This is a genomic window from Microbacterium meiriae, from assembly GCF_040686935.1.
In the GTDB taxonomy this organism is placed as follows: domain Bacteria; phylum Actinomycetota; class Actinomycetes; order Actinomycetales; family Microbacteriaceae; genus Microbacterium; species Microbacterium meiriae.
This window is the reverse complement of the sequence record NZ_JBFBMF010000002.1, coordinates 332,000-347,804: the sequence shown is the minus strand read 5'-3', so window position 1 is coordinate 347,804 and position 15,805 is coordinate 332,000. Positions and strand designations below refer to the sequence as shown.

Genomic DNA, 15,805 nt, shown 5'->3' with positions numbered 1-15,805 from the left:
CGCGGGACGGTCCCGCCCCTCGCAGACACTCCCCGCGGCACCGCCTTCGCGCGTGTGCGCGTACGCGCTGAGCGAAACACGCCGTCGACCGGGCATGCCCCCAGGTGCAGCGTGGTTGTATTGAGCACGACCAACAAGGACGCCGACACCCGAGGAGGCCCCGAGATGAATGCAACGACCGAACGTGAGACCTCCGCTGTCGAGTACCGCCTGACTGCGATGGACCGCTGTGACTCGTGTGGAGCACAGGCCTACATCGCCGCCGAGGTCAACGGCTCCGAGCTGCTCTTCTGCGCCCACCACGGCCGCAAGTACGAAGAGAAGCTGCGCAGCGTGGCCACGAGCTGGCACGACGAGACCGCTCGTCTCGTCGAGACGGTCTGATCAGCGCCTGAACCGGCCGAGCCGGTTCACTCCACGACCCTCCGCCGAATCCGCGGACCGAGGCGGGTGAGGATCTCCTCGCCCACCGTCTCGATCCGCTCGGCGAGGGTCGTCGCTGTCTCCTCCCCCTGCGCGCCCGGCCCGAAGATCGTCACCTCGTCGCCGACAGCCATCCCCGGCCAGCCCTCGACGGTCGTCGTCGCCAGGTCGATTTCGAGCGCCACACCGGGGCCGGCCGGGGTACCGACCGTCATCCCGGCCAGCGTCGAGGGCAGGCCGTCGAGACTGCCGACGGCCACGACCGCGGCGTCGCCATCGACCCGGACGACCGGGGCCACGAGACGTGCCGCCGGCTGCACACCGTCGAGATCCGGGCCGTCCGCCGAACGGATGCCGTAGCAGAACGCCCCGATCCGTGACACCGTGCCGCGCAGTTCCGGACGCCACCAGGATGCCGCCGACGCCGTGAGGTGCAGGGCCGCCGGCACAGCTCCGGACAGGCCGGTGTGCTGCACGGCATCGAGGAACACGGACTGGGCCTCGTCGTCCTCGGCGTCGCTCGCCTCCGCGATGTGACTCCACACGCCCACGAGCGCGAGAATGCCCGCGCTCTCGGCTGCCCTCGCCTCGGCAACGGCCGCCGCCCAGTCCTCCGGACGCACGCCATTGCGATGGAGGCCGGTGTCGATCTTGAGATGCACCCGGGCACGTACACCGAGCACGTCGGCCCGCGTGACGATGCGGCGCAGGTACTCGATCGTGCCGACGCCGAGCTCGATGTCCTGCAGGAGCGCCTCGTCGATCTCCTCGTCGGTCGAGGTCGCCCAGGCGAACACGGACGCGGTCCCGCCTGCGAGGCGCCGGACGTCGAGGCCCCCGCGCACGTCGTAGCTGCCGAACGTCGTCACCCCCGCCTCGAGCGCGGTCTCCACCGCCCAGCGGAGTCCGTGGCCGTACGCGTCGTCCTTGAGCACCAGCATCAACGTGGAGTCGCCCAGTCGGTCGCGCACGGCCGCGATGTTCGCGCGGAAGACGGCGCTGTCCAGGCGGAGCTCTGGTCGCATCGGCCCACCCATCATGCCTCCCATCCGCGCACGGCGTGAGCACCGGGGACGGCCACGAGCTCCGCGGGCGTCATCCCGGTGACCTCGGCCCAGCGGGCGATCGCGTCGTATGCGGGGCCGGTCCCGCCGAAGAACGTCACCGTGTCTCCCACCTCGGCCGCGGCGCCCTGGAGGTCGATCACACAGACGTCCATGGCGACTCGTCCGACGATGGGACTCAGCGCGCCGGCGATCTCCACGTCGGCGTGATTGCCGAGAGAGCGGACGACACCCTGCGCGTAGCCGCCCGTCACGAGCGCGACCTCCGTGTCCGCTGCGGCCCGGAAGGTGTAGCCGTAGGAGACAGCCTCCCCCGCGCGCAGGCGCTTGGTGGACATGACCCGGCCGACCAGGCGCATGACCGGAGGTGTCGCCGGGATTCCCTCCGCAGACGGCAGCCCGTAGAGGAGGACGGGGTCGACGTCGGGCGTGCCGACGGTCGTGGCGCTGATGCCTTCGAGGCGCAGGGCCTCGACTTCGCCTGGCGAGTCCACGAGGACCTCCTCGACGCCCGCGGCTGTCACCGCGTGGGCCACGGCGAGCAGTCCATGCCCCCATGCGTCGCGGCGGAGATCGGCACGGCGGCCCCCGGCCCGGATCGCCGCGGACGCGCCGGCAGCAAGGGCCGAACGCGAGATCATCGCCTGCGGAAGCGCACTCGAACTCGTGTCACACACGTCCTCCAGCCTAGCTTCCGCGCTCCCAGGAGCCTGGGGGCTCCCCGCGTAGACTGGGACGTCGATCCCTAGACCCGGAGCTCCATGTCTCGTCTTTCTCTCGCGCCCCGCATCCGCTATCTCCTCGGCCGTGCCCGCCGCATCGACGTCGGTTCGGTGTTCGAACGGGCGAAGGAGGCCTCGGCACAGCACCACCGTCCCGTTCCCACGATCGTCGCCGACATGCTCTGGTCGGCGGCCCGCCACAACGTGGGCTTCCAGGACTACATCGACTACGACTTCGCGATGCTCAACCGTGCCGAGCGCGAGACGTACATGACGCATCCGGTGTCCAACCAGCTCTCGCAGAAGTACGACCACCCCGACTTCCGCTGGATCTTCCAGGACAAGATCGAGTTCAACCGGAAGTTCTCCGCACATCTGCATCGCGAGTGGATGGTGGTCGAGGAGGGCAACGCCGACGAGGTCCGTGCCCTCACGGAGCGCCTCGGAACGATCGTCACGAAGGAGCCGGTCGGCCAGGCCGGGACCGGTGTGCACCGATATCACGCCGCCGACATCACGGACTGGACCGAGTTCCACCGCGGTCTCCTCGACCGCGGCGAGCTGCTGATCGAAGAGGTCATCCGCCAGCATGACGACCTGGCGGCCGTGTGCCCCGGGACCGTGAACACCACCCGCATCACCGCCTTCTTCGACGGGGAGAAGGCGCACATCCTCGCGATGGCGCAGAAGTTCGGCCGCGGCGCGGTGAGCGATCAGATGACCTTCGGCGGCTTCTACACGATGCTCGACGAGAACGGGCACGCCGTGGGGGCCGGCTATGACTCGCACGGGCACGTGCACGAGACCCACCCGGACTCGGGCTTCCGCATCGCCGACTTCCAGCTGCCCTACATGGACGAGGTGCGCGCTTTCATCGATCAGGTCGCCCGGGTCGTGCCACAGGTGCAGTACGTCGGATGGGACGTCGTCGTGACCCCGGACGGCCCCGTGCTCGTCGAGGGGAACTGGGGCGCGGGCGTCTACGAGAACAAGCCCAGCGTCACCGGCATCCGTACCGGGCACAAGCCGCGCTACCGCGAGGTCATCGGCTTCTGACCTTTCGACAGGCTCAGGGACCCACCATGGGTCGCTGAGCCTGTCGAAGCGCCGAACCGGCCCCTCACATACGAACCGGCCCCTTGCGTTAACACGCAAGGGGCCGGTTCGTTCGTAAGGGGGTGGGTCGACCCGCTCAGACCGCGCGGACGATGCCGAGCGGCGTGGACTCGAGGCCCTGACCGAGCGGGTTGTCACCGAGGATCTTCACAAGCCGCAGCTCCCCCGCCTTGTCGAGCGTGGAGCCGAGGATGTTGCCGCCGAGATCGTTGATGTCGACCACCGCCACCTCGGCCCGGCCTCCGATCAGCGTCTTCAGGTGCGCCGCGACGCGGTCCGGGTCCTTCGGGCCGAGCACCACAGCCTCGTTGTACGGCGGGATGGTGTGCTTCGTCGGTCCGTCGATCGCGCGGGCCTTGTCCCCCGCGATGCGGTAGAAGTCGCCCTTGCGCCCGAAGGCCTTGGTGACCGCCGAGACGGCGGCAGCGAAGAGGATGCGCGGCGTACCGCACTCCCGCAACGCCATCTCCATCGTCTCGGGCATGCCGAGACCGATGCCGTACGGCGTGCGGGTGACGTACTTCGACAGGAACAGCGCGAGCTTCCGCGGCTGGATCTCGTCCAGGCGGTACGACCGGCCCTGGGTGATCGCGACGATCTTCTCGGTCACGAAGAGCAGGTCGCCCGGCTGGACGGCATCCTTCGCGTACTCCGTGATGATGGCGTCGAGGTCGTCGTCCGGCATCACGACGCGGGTGCGCAGCGGGATCCGCGCGTAGCTCTTTCCGTCGACGCTCGTCTCGAGCGCCTTGCCCTCGTTCGCCTGCATCACTCGAGGTAGTCCCGCAGCGACTGCGAGCGGCTCGGGTGGCGCAGCTTGGCCATCGTCTTGGACTCGATCTGACGGATGCGCTCACGCGTCACGCCGAACGTGTCACCGATCTGGTCGAGCGTCTTCGGCTGACCGTCGCCCAGACCGAAGCGCATCCGGATCACGCCGGCTTCGCGCTCGGAGAGGGAGTCGAGGAGCTGCTCGAGCTGACGCTGCAGCATCGTGAAGCCCACGGCGTCGGCGGGGACCACGGCCTCGGTGTCCTCGATGAGGTCACCGAACTCGCTGTCTCCGTCTTCGCCGAGCGGGGTGTGCAGGGAGATCGGCTCGCGGCCGTACTTCTGCACCTCGACGACCTTCTCCGGAGTCATGTCGAGCTCGCGGCTCAGCTCTTCCGGGGTGGGTTCGCGACCGAGGTCCTGCAGCATCTGTCGCTGCACGCGGGCGAGCTTGTTGATGACCTCGACCATGTGCACCGGGATGCGGATGGTGCGGGCCTGGTCGGCCATGGCGCGGGTGATGGCCTGACGGATCCACCAGGTCGCGTAGGTCGAGAACTTGAAGCCCTTGGTGTAGTCGAACTTCTCCACCGCGCGGATGAGACCGAGGTTGCCCTCCTGGATCAGATCCAGGAACTGCATGCCGCGACCGGTGTAGCGCTTGGCGAGGGAGACGACGAGACGGAGGTTCGCGCCGAGGAGGTGGCTCTTCGCGCGCTGGCCGTCACGGGCGACCCACTGCAGGTCGAGTCCGAGCTGGCTCGTCTTCTCGGCGGGGGACATCGCGGAGAGCTTCTCCTCCGCGAACAGACCCGCCTCGATGCGCATCGCGAGCTCGACCTCTTCGGCCGCGTTCAGCAGCGCGACCTTTCCGATCTGCTTCAGGTAGTCCTTGACCGGGTCGGCCGTGGCACCGGTGATCTGGGTCGAGTAGACCGGGACCTCTTCGTCGTCCTTGGAGGAGATGACGATCGCGCCGGTCGGCAGCGGCTCGGTGAAGGCCGGCTTCGCGTCGTCCTCCTCCTCGTCGCCCGCGGCGTCCTCAGAGCCCTCGGCTGCGGCGGCGTCGTCTTCCTCGACGACGTCGTCCGACTTCTTCTTCTTCGCGGGGGCGCGCTTGGCCGCGGCGCGCTTGGGCGCAGGAGCCGCTTCGGTCGTTTCGACGTCCTCGACCTCGGGATCCGCGGTGATCTGATCGGCCTTCTTCGTCCGCGTGTTCTTCGTCGTGGCAGGAGTCACGTTTCGCCTTTCACGGGGCCGCTGGGAGACCCCGGGACATTTCGGACACTAGTAAGACCCTTGTCAAGTCCAGTGCTCGAAAACACTGATTGACAACGGGTCGGACTACTAGTATCGCACACGTATGGCGATGAGGACGCATTCCCGCCCGATCCGCTGCGAGAGATTCAGCCGCGTCCCGGCTTGTCCTCGTCACCCGACGGCCGAGATGCGAGGTAGCGCTCGAGCTCGGCCGCGAGTTCGTCGGCGCTGGGCAGGTCGCGTTCGCTGAATCCGCCCTCGTCGTACGAATCGTCCTCGGGGTCACGACCGGCCATGTAGGCGTCGTACCGGCGCTCGAGGTTGTGCACCATCTGCTGCAGTTCGTCGTTCGCTGCGACCTGCTCGTCGACTCGGGCGAGGTAGTCCTCACGGCGCTCCTGGACTGCGTCGAGCATGAGCACGAGGCCGGTCGAGGCCATGAGCTTCTCCGCCGCTGCACTGACCGCCTCCGGATTCTCCGTCTCCGCGAGGTAGTGCGGCACGAGGAGCACGAAGCCGACGACGCGCTCCCCGCGCTCCGCGAACCGGTACTCGAGCAGGTGACCCGCGGTCGCCGGGACCTGCGTGCGCGGACGCCACACGGAGTGCGACACGACGAGGTCGCGCCGGTTCCCGCTCACCGTCGTCCCGATGGGGCGCGTGTGCGGCACGGGCATGGCGATCGAGTGGACCCAGTGCAGCCCCGAGGCCTCGAACTCCGCAGCGAGATCCAGGACGGTCTCCGCGAAGGCGTTCCACGCGAAGTCGGGCTCGTAGCCCGTGAGCAGCAGGAACGGACGTCCCAGCGCGTCCGTGGCGAGGGAGAGCTCCAGACGGGGCGGGCGGAACTCGGCAAGGTGGTCCTGGTCGAAGGAGATGACCGGGCGGCGTGCGCGGTAGTCCAGGAGCACATCGTTGTCGAAGACCGCGAGCGGCTGCGGCGACGTCGTCTCCCGCAGATGATCGATGAGCCCCGACACCGCACTGCCCGCGTCGGTGAAACCGGTGAGCAGCATCACGAGAGGCAGGCCGTGGGGCACCGTGGGGGCGTTCGCGACGCGTTCGTGGATCTCTCCGGAGAAGGGCATGTCTCCATGCTACGAGCCGCACCCGGAGCCGGGCTCTGACGTGTCTCGCTGAGAGCGAACACACCCCGGCCGGCGGACCGACGACCCCGGGGCGGAGATCCTAGGATGGAGAGCATGACGCTTCCCGTGCTCTCGCACACCACCGATCAGTTCCCCGGAAGCGCTGCCGATGCCGCAGTGCTCGTCGTCCCCGATCTCTCCGAGTCGGCCGAGTCGCTGGCGGCTCACCCCGGTCTCGCCGACGCTCTGGCGGGCATCGGCTTCACCGGCGCCGCCGGTGCGTTCGCTCGGGTCTACGCCCCCGAGGTGACGCCCCTCCCGTTCGCCGTCGTCGGGGTCGGTTCGACCATCGACGACGGGTCCGTGCGCAGCGCCGCCGGCACGGCCCTGCGCTCACTGACCGGATTCGATCGCGTCGCGCTCGGCCTCGCCGCCGGTCTCGAGGCGCACGCGGCCGCCGCGGCGGAGGGCGCCGTCCTCGGCGGCTACCGCTTCGACGACTACCGCGCCGAGAACGGCAGGAAGAAGCGTGCGACCTCGGTCGTCGTCCACGCCCCGCTCGACGACGAGACGATCGCCCGGGCTCACGCCACGGGCGAGGCCGTCGCTCTCATCAAGGACCTCGTGAACGTGCCCGCCGAGTGGCAGAGTCCTGCGCAGCTGGCGCAGAGCGCCGCCGACAGCGTCGCGGACCTCGACGTCACCGTGGAGATCCTCGACGAGACCGCTCTCGCCGAACAAGGTTTCGGGGGCATCCTGGGTGTGGGACAGGGCTCCGACCGGCCGCCGCGCCTCGTCCGCCTCGACTACGCGCCGGCGGACGCGCAGCGGCACATCGCCCTCGTCGGCAAGGGCATCACCTTCGACACCGGCGGACTCTCCCTGAAGCCGGCGGCTTCGATGGTCGGCATGAAGTTCGACATGGCCGGTGCCGCGACCTCCCTCGCCGCCCTCCGCGCCATCGCGGCCCTCCGCCTCCCCGTGCACGTGACCGCCTGGCTCTGCATCACCGACAACATGCCGTCCGGTCGTGCTCTCCGCCCCGGGGACGTCATCCGCATCCTCGACGGCACCACCGTCGAGGTGCTGAACACCGACGCGGAGGGGCGCCTGGTCCTCGCCGACGGTCTGGTCGCCGCGAGCCGGGAGAACCCCGACGTCATCATCGACGTCGCGACTCTGACCGGCGCGATCGTCGCAGCCCTCGGCCACCGTCACACCGGCGTCTTCGGCGACGACGAGACGGTCGCGGAGTTCCTCGCCGCGGCCGCCCGCACGGGAGAGCCCGCGTGGCACATGCCGCTGCCCGCCTACATGGAGGAGACGCTCGACTCCCCCATCGCCGACATGATCAACGCCAACATGGGTGATCGGATGGGCGGCGCGTCCTTCGCCGGTCTCTTCCTCCGGCGCTTCGTCGGCCGCACCTCGGACGCGGACGACGCGCCGCGCATCCCCTGGGTGCACCTCGACATCGCGGGATCCGGTGAACACGCCGGCGCCCCCTACGGCTTCACAGAGAAGGGCCCCACGGGGGCGATGGTCCGATCGATCATCGCCTTCGCCGAAGCAGCATCCCACCCGGAGGCATGACACCCATGACAACCCACACCTTCGACATCGTCGTCCTGGGCGGCGGCAGCGGCGGGTACGCCGCGGCACTGCGAGCCAGCGAGCTTGGCAAGTCCGTCGCACTGATCGAGAAGGACAAGGTGGGAGGCACGTGCCTCCACCGCGGGTGCATCCCGACGAAGGCGCTGCTGCACGCCGCCGAGGTGGCGGACCACGTGCGTGACGCCGCCTCGGTCGGCGTCACGGCTTCGTTCGGCGGGATCGACCCGGCGGGCGTGCGCACGTATCGCGAGGGCATCGTCGCGAAGAAGTACAAGGGCCTCGAGGGGCTCGTCAAGGCGCGCGGGATCACGACGGTCGCCGGGCTCGGCCGTCTGAACGAGGACCGGAGCGTCACCGTCGGCGACGATGTCTATGTCGGCACCGACGTCATCCTCGCCACCGGCTCGTACAGCCGCTCCCTGCCTGGTCTGGAGATCGGCGGACGGATCCTGACCAGCGAGCAGGCGCTCGCCCTGGACGTGATCCCGGAGCGGGTGCTCATCCTGGGCGGCGGCGTGATCGGCGTCGAGTTCGCGAGCGTGTGGCGCTCCTTCGGAGCCGAGGTGACGATCGTGGAGGCGCTGCCCCACCTCGTCCCGAACGAGGACATCGCGATGAGCAAGGGCCTCGAGCGTGCGTTCCGCCGCCGCGGCATCCAGTACTCCCTGGGCGTGCGCTTCCAGACCGCCACCCAGGACGACTCGTCCGTCACGGTCACGCTGGAGGACGGCAAGGAGTTCACCGCCGACTACCTCCTCGTCGCCGTCGGCCGCGGCCCCGCCACCGCCGACCTGGGATTCGAGGAAGCCGGCGTGCGCCTGGACCGCGGGTTCGTGACGGTGGACGGCGACCTCCGCACCGGCGTCCCCGGCGTGTGGGCGGTCGGCGACATCGTCCCGGGTCTCCAGCTCGCCCACCGCGGGTTCCAGCAGGGCATCGCGGTCGCCGAGCGCATCGCGGGTCTCTCCCCCGTGAACGTGCCCGACGTGCAGATCCCGAAGGTCACCTACTCCAGCCCCGAGGTCGCCTCGGTCGGTCTGACGGAGGAGGCGGCGGTCGCCGCGCACGGTGCCGACGCCGTCCACTCCTACGAGTACAACCTCGCGGGGAACGGGAAGAGCGAGATCATCGGCACCGGTGGCCTCGTCAAGGTCGTCCGCCTCAAGGACGGACCCGTCCTCGGTGTGCACCTCCTCGGCGACCGCGTCGGAGAACTCATCACCGAAGGGCAGCTCGCGGTCGCGTGGGAAGCCCACCCGGAGGACATCGCGCCGCTCATCCACGCCCACCCGACCCAGAGCGAGGCCCTCGGCGAAGCCTTCCTCGCACTGGCCGGAAAGCCCCTGCACGCCCTCTGAGCACCAACCGGTGCCCGAGTCACTAAGCTAGACAAGCGTCATACAACTTCTGAAGGAGACTCAGTCATGAGCACATCCGTGGTCCTCCCCGCTCTCGGTGAGAGCGTCACAGAGGGTACGGTCACCCGCTGGCTCAAGCAGGTGGGAGACACCGTCCAGGCGGACGAGGGCCTGCTCGAGATCTCGACCGACAAGGTCGACACCGAGATCCCCTCCCCCGTCACCGGCGTGATCGAGGAGATCCTCGTGGCCGAGGACGAGACCGTCGAGGTCGGTGCTCTGCTGGCCCGCATCGGCGACGGCAGCGGTGCGGCCCCGGCCGACGATGCCCCTGCTGCGGCTGAGGCCGCCCCGGCTGAGGCCGCCGCCCCCGCCGCTCCGGAGCCCGCCGCGGCTCCCGCGGCCGAGCAGCAGGCACCCGCCGACTCCGCTCCCGCCGAGTCCGCGCCTGCGGCTCCCTCCGGCGACGCCACCGACATCGTGCTCCCCGAGCTCGGTGAGAGCGTCACCGAGGGTACGGTCACCCGCTGGCTCAAGCAGGTCGGCGACTCGGTCGAGGTCGACGAGGCGCTCCTCGAGATCTCCACCGACAAGGTCGACACCGAGATCCCGTCGCCGGTCGCCGGGGTGCTGCAGGAGATCGTCGCCGGCGAGGACGAGACCGTCGAGGTCGGCGCCGTGCTGGCACGCGTCGGATCCGGTGCTGCTCCCGCAGCCCAGCCCGAGGCTCCCGCTGCTCCGCAGGCCGAAGCCCCTGCTGCTCCGCAGGCCGAAGCCCCTGCCGCTCCGCAGGCCGAGGCGCCCGCCGCTCCGGCTCCGCAGGCCGAGGCTCCGGCTGCACAGCCCGAGGCTCCCGCTGCTCCCGCTCCGCAGGCCGAGGCCCCCGCAGCGCGCGCGCAGACCGCTGCTCCGGCACAGCCCGCGCAGGCGGAAGCCCCCAAGCTGTCGCTGCCGACCGAGAGCGACAACCTCTACGTGACCCCGCTCGTGCGCCGTCTGGCTGCGCAGCAGGGTGTGGATCTGGCCACGGTCAAGGGCACCGGCGTCGGAGGCCGAATCCGCAAGGAGGACGTCCTCAAGGCCGCAGAGACCGCCACCGCCGCACCGACAGCCGCTGCAACGCCGACCCCGGCCCCCCTGGAGGTGTCGCCCCTGCGCGGGACCACCCAGCCGATGTCGCGCCTGCGCAAGGTCCTCGCCAAGCGTGCGGTCGAGTCGATGCAGCAGACGGCCCAGCTCACCACGGTGGTCGAGGTGGACGTCACCGCTCTCGCCGAATACCGCGACAGCGTCAAGGCGTCGTTCCTCGAGAAGACCGGCGACAAGCTGTCCTTCCTGCCGTTCTTCGCCCTCGCCGCGGCGGAGGCCCTGCAGGCCTTCCCGATCATCAACGCGACGGTCGACGGCGAGCAGATCGTCTACCCGGCGTCCGAGAACGTCTCGATCGCGGTCGACACCGAGCGCGGTCTGCTCACGCCGGTGCTCCGCGACGCTGCGTCGAAGAACATCGCCGAGATCGCCCACGAGATCGCCGATCTCGCGGCGCGCACCCGCGACAACAAGCTGAAGCCCGACGAGCTCGCCGGCGGCACGTTCACGCTGACCAACACCGGTTCGCGCGGCGCGCTGTTCGACACGCCCGTGGTGTTCCTGCCGCAGTCGGCGATCCTCGGCACGGGCACGGTCGTCAAGCGCCCGGGTCTGGTCAAGGTCGGCGGCACGGACGCGATCGCGGTCCGCTCCTACGTGTACCTGGCTCTGTCGTACGACCACCGCATCATCGACGGTGCCGACGCGGCACGCTTCCTCGGTGCGGTGAAGGCTCGCCTCGAGGCTGCGCAGTTCAGCGGCCAGCTCGGCGCCTGACCGACGGCTCGCCTCACTTCGGCTGGTCCGCGACGCGATATGCGTCGCGGACCAGCCATTTTTCATCTGCCCACACCAGCACGAGGATGGCTGCCTCCTCGGTCTTCGCTTCGCCGCTCTCGGGCGATGACGGCAGCTCCATCACGGCCATGTCTCCATAGCGATCCACGAGAACCGCATCCTTCCGACCGGCCATCTCGGCAGCGACGGGCGTGATCCCCGCGGAACCGGCCGCGACGGCAGCGGCACACACCGCGTCTTCGCGTGCCTCGCACTCGACGATCTGCGCGAGGAGTGCCGGGAGAGCGCCTGTCGGATCGTCGGCCTTCGGCGGCGCCGCGGACGCGGACGGTGAAGGAGCAGGTGTCGGCGCAGTCCTCCTGGCAGGGCCCGCTCCCTCAGGACGGTCAGCGGACCGAGGAGTGGTCCCCGCTGCCCCGACCGCGGGATCGTCTCCGTCGCTCGGCCACAGCAGCCCCGCGAGGAGCACCGCCGCCGCGCACGCGCCGGCCACGATGAGTACCCGCCTGCGCCGGGAACCCGTCTCCCCTCCGCCCGCCGGCGGCCGTACCCTGATGGTCCGCCGATCGAGGAGATGTCGCGCCCCGCTGACGACTCGATCGCGGAGGGCGAGCAGGCCGACGAACGCCCGTACCGAGCCCCCTTTGACCGGACTCTCTTCCCGCATCCGACGCTCCCGCAGCCGTGCGCGGGTGACGGGTTCGGTGCGGACTCGTCGCACCGCACCGGAGACACCTGCTTCCGTGGGCGCCGCCCGGTCCTCTGCAGCCTCTTCCAGTGGTCGTGGTGCTGCGATCTCCAAGAGGTCGCTCTCTGCGTCCTCGAGCAATCGCCGGGGCACCCGGCGCTGTGCTGCGGCCGAGCGAACGCGATCGCGGGTGCGGTCGAGGACCCGGGCCATCGTCTTGTCGGTGCATTCCGCGCGTAGCCGGTCCACGATCACCAGGACGGCGGTCGACGCGTCCTGACCGGGCCCCAGCACCAAGACCGGCCGGCCCCCGTCGGTGAGCCACCATGTCCCGTGCATGTCCACCGCCGACGCAGGCCCCAGCTCCGCCAGTCCACGCAGAAGACTCACGACCACCGTGCTGACCTCCCCCGATGGCAACCCGCCCCGACGGAACCGCCGATCCACGTAGGCCTCCAGGCGCTCGGTGCACCAGGGCAGAAGGACGTCGTGTCCGTCCGCGCGGCGGATCATGTCCACCGGCGCGGCGATGTGCTGGGTGCCCGCATACCGGCAGCCCGCCCAACCAGCGAGGCTCTCGGCCTCGACGCGCACGACCGGACCGTCCGGCGAGGTGACGAGCGCACCGCGAAAGGGCCCCTCAGCAGAGTCGAGGAGTCGGATCGTACGGTGCGCCTGGGGAAGCACGGCCTGCTCGCGGGGGGCACTCTCACGCGCTGGTGTCATGCGATCCATCCCACCCGACCCGCGGGACGCTCCGTCCGAACTCGCTGCTCGGGGACGAGATCCCGTGGCGGGTCGGATTGTGCAGGAGAGATCGCGCACACGCTCTCCGCTGCACGCGAACGGCGGCATCGCACGGCCTTCGGACTCGGTAGGCTGGTCTCCATGGCAAAGCGTGCTCCTGAACCCGAGAAGCGTCCTGGGTTCTTCTCCCAGATCAAGTCCCTCTTCCGGTTCACGCGCGAGGCCTATCCCTGGCTCCCCTGGGCGCAGGCCGCGATCCTCATCGGCGGCGTGCTGCTCGGCCTCCTGGCCGGCTACCTGATCCCGCCCTTCCAGGTGTGGACGCTCGTCCTCTGGGCCATCACGGGCTTGATGCTCGGCGTCCTCGGCGCGCTGTTCCTCATGACCCGGCTGTCGACCTCGGCCATGTACACGAAGATCGACGGCATGCCCGGTGCGACCGGCCACGTGCTCAGCACGAGCCTCGGTCGTCGGTGGCAGGCCTCCGAGACCCCGGTGGGCATCAACCCGAAGACGCAGGAGGCGGTGTACCGGACGGTCGGCCGCGGCGGCATCGTCGTCGTCGGCGAGGGCGCCCGCGGACGCCTCACGCGACTCGTGAACGAGGAGCGCAGCCGTGCGCAGCGCGTCGCTCACGGCGTGCCGATCACGGTGCTCTACGTCGGGCACGGCGAAGACGAGGTGCCCATCGCCGACCTCGCGAAGACCATCAAGAAGCTCCCGAAGGCCATCGACAAGGCCACGATGGCGGCCGTCATCCGCCGCATCGACTCGGTCTCGCAGTCGCTGTCGTCGCTTCCCATCCCGAAGGGGATCGACCCGACGAAGGTGCGGGCGCAGCGTCCGCGCTGACCCGCTGCCCGGGATCGCGAAGCGCGGCCGTCCTCACCGAGGGCGGCCGCGCTTCTCTCATTCCGAGAGCGGCTGCTTGGGCAGGCGGCGCACCTTCGCGCGGCGACGACGACGTTCGGGGATCATCGAGCGCATCTCATCGAGCTTTCCGAAGCAGAACAGGCGGTCGTCGGGCTCGAGCACCACATGCTTGCGAGGGTTCGGGATGACACTGACCCCCCGGTGCAGGGTGAGCACCGTGATGTCGCGCTCCCACAGGCCCGCCTCCCCCAGCGTCTTGCCGACGAGGTCGGCGGCACCGTGGACCATGAGTTCGGCGACGCCGTAGCCGGTGGAGACGGTGAGGCGCTGCCGGACGTCGATCTCCGGGAAGGCGACCTGACCGGCGATGTAGTCGATGATCGCGCCCGCGACGTCGAGCTTGGTCGCGGTCTCGATACCCTGCAGGCCCGGGGAGGAGTTGACCTCCATCACCAGGGGTCCCTCGTCCCCCTCCAGCATGTCCACGCCGGCGACGCGGAGTCCCATGATCTGGGCCGACCGCACGGCAGCCCGCTCGTAGACCGGGTCGAGCTCGATCGCCTCGACCGAGCCGCCACGGTGCACGTTGGAACGGAACTCGTCCCCCGCTGCCGATCGGCGCATCGCGGCGACGACGCGGTCCCCGACGACGAGCGCGCGGATGTCGCGGCCCCGGCTCTCGGCGATGAACTTCTGGATGAGCACGTTCTGCTTGGTCGAGTGGAGCGTCTCGATGATGGCCTCAGCCACCTTCACCTGCGGCGCGAGGATGACGCCGATTCCCTGGGTGCCCTCAAGCAGCTTGATCACCACGGGAGCGCCGCCGACGCGCTCGATCGCCGGCCGCACGTCGGCGCGGTTGCGGACGAAGGCCGTCGGCGGCATCGCGATGTTGTGCCGGGAGAGGATCTGGTTCGCCCGGAGCTTGTCGCGCGCGCTCGAGATGCCGTTCGCCGTGTTCGGGGTGTAGACATCCATCTGCTCGAACTGTCGCACCACCGCGGTACCGAAGTACGTGATCGAGTTGCCGATACGTGGCAGGATCGCGTCGTAGTCGCTGAGCTGCCGACCACGGTAGTGCAGGTCGGGTTCGTCGGAGGTCAGGTCGATCGCGAAGCGCAGGGTATTCAGCACCTTCACGTTGTGCCCTCGCTGCAGTGCGGCCGCGCGGAGGCGTTGGGTGGAGTACGCCTGCGGCGCACGGGACAGCACTGCGATCTTCACGGGGGATTTCCTGCCAGGATGTATCAGGTGAGTAGGTCTACCCATTCAAACACCCTTACGGGGTGGCGCGAGTGGGTGAGCCTGCCCGATCTCGGAGTCGACTGGATCAAAGCCAAGATCGACACCGGCGCCCGCACTTCGTCCCTGCACGCGTTCGACATCCAGGAGTTCGAGCGCGATGACGAGCCCTGGGTGCGGTTCCGTGTGAAGCCCTGGCAGGACAGCCAGGAGGATGCCGTCGTCGTCGAGTCCCCCATCCACGACCGGCGGGCCGTCCGGAGCTCCTCCGGCCACGCGCAGGAACGTCTCGTCGTGCAGCTGATGATCCGTCTCGTCGACCGAGAGGTGCTCGCCGAGGTCACGCTGAGCAACCGGGACGAGATGGGTTTCCGGATGCTGATCGGCCGCGAAGCTTTGCGTCGCGGGTACGTCGTCGACCCCGCGCGCTCGTTCCTCGGCGGCAGAGCACCCCGCGAAGCACGCCGTCGCAACCGCGGCCGCGACTGAGCCTCAGGCGCGGATGAGGACCGTGCCCACAGCCTTGTCGTGGAGACCGCGCTGGTCCGGGTCCCACACGACGGCCGGGATCACGACAAGGAGAAGCAGCGTGCGCACGATCGGGCGCCACAGACCGACCCATCCGCCGTCGAGACGGACGACGCGCATGCCGAGGATGCGGTGCCCTGGGCTGCCGCCGGCGGTCGGGATGAAGAGGATCTGCACGACGCCGAAGATGAGCAGCGTGGCGAACGGGTCGTACTGGAAGAACGCGACGGAGAGGATGACGGCTGCCGTCCAGTCGATCGCGAGGGCCCCGATCCGACGTCCAGGGCGACCGATGCTCCCCGGTCCGGACTCCGGGAGTCCGAGTCGCTCACCGGGGTACGTGTTCACAGCATCCGTCACCCCTCCAGCCTACCGAGGCTGTGGATGCCCTCCGATCCTGCTCACGCTGTAACACGGACGAAAC

At 69.6% G+C, this 15,805-nt stretch carries 15 protein-coding genes; 7 read left to right on the top strand and 8 right to left on the bottom strand.

What is annotated here, in order from left to right; translation table 11 throughout:
* The first annotated feature begins 165 nt into the window (after positions 1-165).
* Positions 166-384, top strand: coding sequence for a DUF7455 domain-containing protein (locus AB0P08_RS07045; RefSeq protein ID WP_187661569.1), 219 nt, complete (start codon positions 166-168; stop codon positions 382-384).
* A gap of 26 nt (positions 385-410) precedes the next feature.
* Here AB0P08_RS07045 and AB0P08_RS07040 read toward each other — a convergent pair whose 3' ends face one another.
* Together AB0P08_RS07040 and AB0P08_RS07035 are read right to left on the bottom strand one after the other, a co-directional pair.
* A complete protein-coding gene (locus AB0P08_RS07040) occupies positions 411-1,448 on the bottom strand; it encodes an alanine racemase (RefSeq protein WP_363589001.1) in 1,038 nt (345 codons plus the stop codon).
* A gap of 11 nt (positions 1,449-1,459) precedes the next feature.
* Complete coding sequence (locus tag AB0P08_RS07035; RefSeq protein WP_363588999.1) at positions 1,460-2,164, bottom strand: alanine racemase C-terminal domain-containing protein; 705 nt, start codon at positions 2,162-2,164, stop codon at positions 1,460-1,462.
* Positions 2,165-2,248: 84 nt separating this feature from the next.
* Between AB0P08_RS07035 and AB0P08_RS07030 the strand changes: the two genes are divergently transcribed.
* A complete protein-coding gene (locus tag AB0P08_RS07030) occupies positions 2,249-3,265 on the top strand; it encodes a sugar-transfer associated ATP-grasp domain-containing protein (protein ID WP_025103580.1) in 1,017 nt (338 codons plus the stop codon).
* Between the two features lie 136 nt (positions 3,266-3,401).
* On the opposite strand, the gene AB0P08_RS07025 is transcribed toward AB0P08_RS07030, so the two are convergent.
* From AB0P08_RS07025 to AB0P08_RS07015, 3 genes are all read right to left on the bottom strand, one after another.
* Entirely contained in the window at positions 3,402-4,094 is a 693-nt protein-coding gene (locus AB0P08_RS07025) for a coenzyme F420-0:L-glutamate ligase (protein ID WP_280565282.1), read from the bottom strand.
* Positions 4,094-5,335: an RNA polymerase sigma factor gene (locus tag AB0P08_RS07020; protein WP_187661572.1), complete on the bottom strand. Its 1,242-nt coding sequence runs from the start codon at positions 5,333-5,335 to the stop codon at positions 4,094-4,096. Before AB0P08_RS07020 ends, AB0P08_RS07025 begins: the two co-directional genes overlap by 1 nt.
* Before the next feature lie 167 nt (positions 5,336-5,502).
* Complete coding sequence (locus tag AB0P08_RS07015) at positions 5,503-6,444, bottom strand: proteasome assembly chaperone family protein (protein ID WP_187661573.1); 942 nt, start codon at positions 6,442-6,444, stop codon at positions 5,503-5,505.
* Between the two features lie 114 nt (positions 6,445-6,558).
* On the opposite strand from AB0P08_RS07015, the gene AB0P08_RS07010 reads away from it, so the two are divergent.
* The 3 genes from AB0P08_RS07010 (at position 6,559) to sucB (ending at position 11,282) form a co-directional block, all read left to right on the top strand.
* Complete coding sequence (locus AB0P08_RS07010) at positions 6,559-8,037, top strand: leucyl aminopeptidase (protein ID WP_363588997.1); 1,479 nt, start codon at positions 6,559-6,561, stop codon at positions 8,035-8,037.
* A 5-nt stretch (positions 8,038-8,042) separates the two neighbouring features.
* Positions 8,043-9,416 (top strand): dihydrolipoyl dehydrogenase, encoded by a 1,374-nt coding sequence (lpdA, locus tag AB0P08_RS07005; protein ID WP_363588995.1) that lies wholly within the window; start codon positions 8,043-8,045, stop codon positions 9,414-9,416.
* 66 nt (positions 9,417-9,482) lie between these two features.
* The gene (sucB, locus tag AB0P08_RS07000; RefSeq protein ID WP_363588993.1) at positions 9,483-11,282 is read left to right on the top strand and encodes a 2-oxoglutarate dehydrogenase, E2 component, dihydrolipoamide succinyltransferase; all 1,800 of its coding nucleotides are present in this window, start codon (positions 9,483-9,485) and stop codon (positions 11,280-11,282) included.
* A gap of 13 nt (positions 11,283-11,295) precedes the next feature.
* On the opposite strand, the gene AB0P08_RS06995 is transcribed toward sucB, so the two are convergent.
* On the bottom strand, positions 11,296-12,717 hold the full coding sequence (locus AB0P08_RS06995) for a hypothetical protein (protein ID WP_363588991.1): 1,422 nt from the start codon (positions 12,715-12,717) through the stop codon (positions 11,296-11,298).
* Positions 12,718-12,879: 162 nt separating this feature from the next.
* Between AB0P08_RS06995 and AB0P08_RS06990 the strand changes: the two genes are divergently transcribed.
* Entirely contained in the window at positions 12,880-13,590 is a 711-nt protein-coding gene (locus AB0P08_RS06990) for a DUF4191 family protein (protein ID WP_071328700.1), read from the top strand.
* Positions 13,591-13,647: 57 nt separating this feature from the next.
* On the opposite strand, the gene AB0P08_RS06985 is transcribed toward AB0P08_RS06990, so the two are convergent.
* Positions 13,648-14,835 carry a RimK family alpha-L-glutamate ligase gene (locus tag AB0P08_RS06985; protein ID WP_060923121.1) on the bottom strand — a complete coding sequence of 396 codons (1,188 nt, stop codon included), beginning with the start codon at positions 14,833-14,835 and terminating at the stop codon, positions 13,648-13,650.
* A gap of 18 nt (positions 14,836-14,853) precedes the next feature.
* Here AB0P08_RS06985 and AB0P08_RS06980 point away from each other — a divergent pair, with 18 nt between their 5' ends.
* Positions 14,854-15,342: an ATP-dependent zinc protease family protein gene (locus tag AB0P08_RS06980; protein ID WP_187661579.1), complete on the top strand. Its 489-nt coding sequence runs from the start codon at positions 14,854-14,856 to the stop codon at positions 15,340-15,342.
* Between the two features lie 3 nt (positions 15,343-15,345).
* Here the strand turns inward: AB0P08_RS06980 and AB0P08_RS06975 are convergent, their stop codons facing one another.
* Positions 15,346-15,741: an RDD family protein gene (locus AB0P08_RS06975; RefSeq protein WP_232089029.1), complete on the bottom strand. Its 396-nt coding sequence runs from the start codon at positions 15,739-15,741 to the stop codon at positions 15,346-15,348.
* Positions 15,742-15,805 lie beyond the last annotated feature (64 nt).

What these genes read in the sequence shown, in the direction of transcription:
- AB0P08_RS07010 (WP_363588997.1), top strand. Translation starts at nt 6,559, where the DNA reads ATGACGCTTCCCGTGCTCTCGCACACCACCGATCAGTTCCCCGGAAGC.
- AB0P08_RS06990 (WP_071328700.1), top strand. Translation starts at nt 12,880, where the DNA reads ATGGCAAAGCGTGCTCCTGAACCCGAGAAGCGTCCTGGGTTCTTCTCC.
- AB0P08_RS06995 (WP_363588991.1), bottom strand. Translation starts at nt 12,717, where the DNA reads ATGACACCAGCGCGTGAGAGTGCCCCCCGCGAGCAGGCCGTGCTTCCC.
- AB0P08_RS06980 (WP_187661579.1), top strand. Translation starts at nt 14,854, where the DNA reads ATGTATCAGGTGAGTAGGTCTACCCATTCAAACACCCTTACGGGGTGG.
- AB0P08_RS07030 (WP_025103580.1), top strand. Translation starts at nt 2,249, where the DNA reads ATGTCTCGTCTTTCTCTCGCGCCCCGCATCCGCTATCTCCTCGGCCGT.
- AB0P08_RS07025 (WP_280565282.1), bottom strand. Translation starts at nt 4,094, where the DNA reads ATGCAGGCGAACGAGGGCAAGGCGCTCGAGACGAGCGTCGACGGAAAG.
- AB0P08_RS07040 (WP_363589001.1), bottom strand. Translation starts at nt 1,448, where the DNA reads ATGCGACCAGAGCTCCGCCTGGACAGCGCCGTCTTCCGCGCGAACATC.
- sucB (WP_363588993.1), top strand. Translation starts at nt 9,483, where the DNA reads ATGAGCACATCCGTGGTCCTCCCCGCTCTCGGTGAGAGCGTCACAGAG.
- lpdA (WP_363588995.1), top strand. Translation starts at nt 8,043, where the DNA reads ATGACAACCCACACCTTCGACATCGTCGTCCTGGGCGGCGGCAGCGGC.
- AB0P08_RS07015 (WP_187661573.1), bottom strand. Translation starts at nt 6,444, where the DNA reads ATGCCCTTCTCCGGAGAGATCCACGAACGCGTCGCGAACGCCCCCACG.
- AB0P08_RS07045 (WP_187661569.1), top strand. Translation starts at nt 166, where the DNA reads ATGAATGCAACGACCGAACGTGAGACCTCCGCTGTCGAGTACCGCCTG.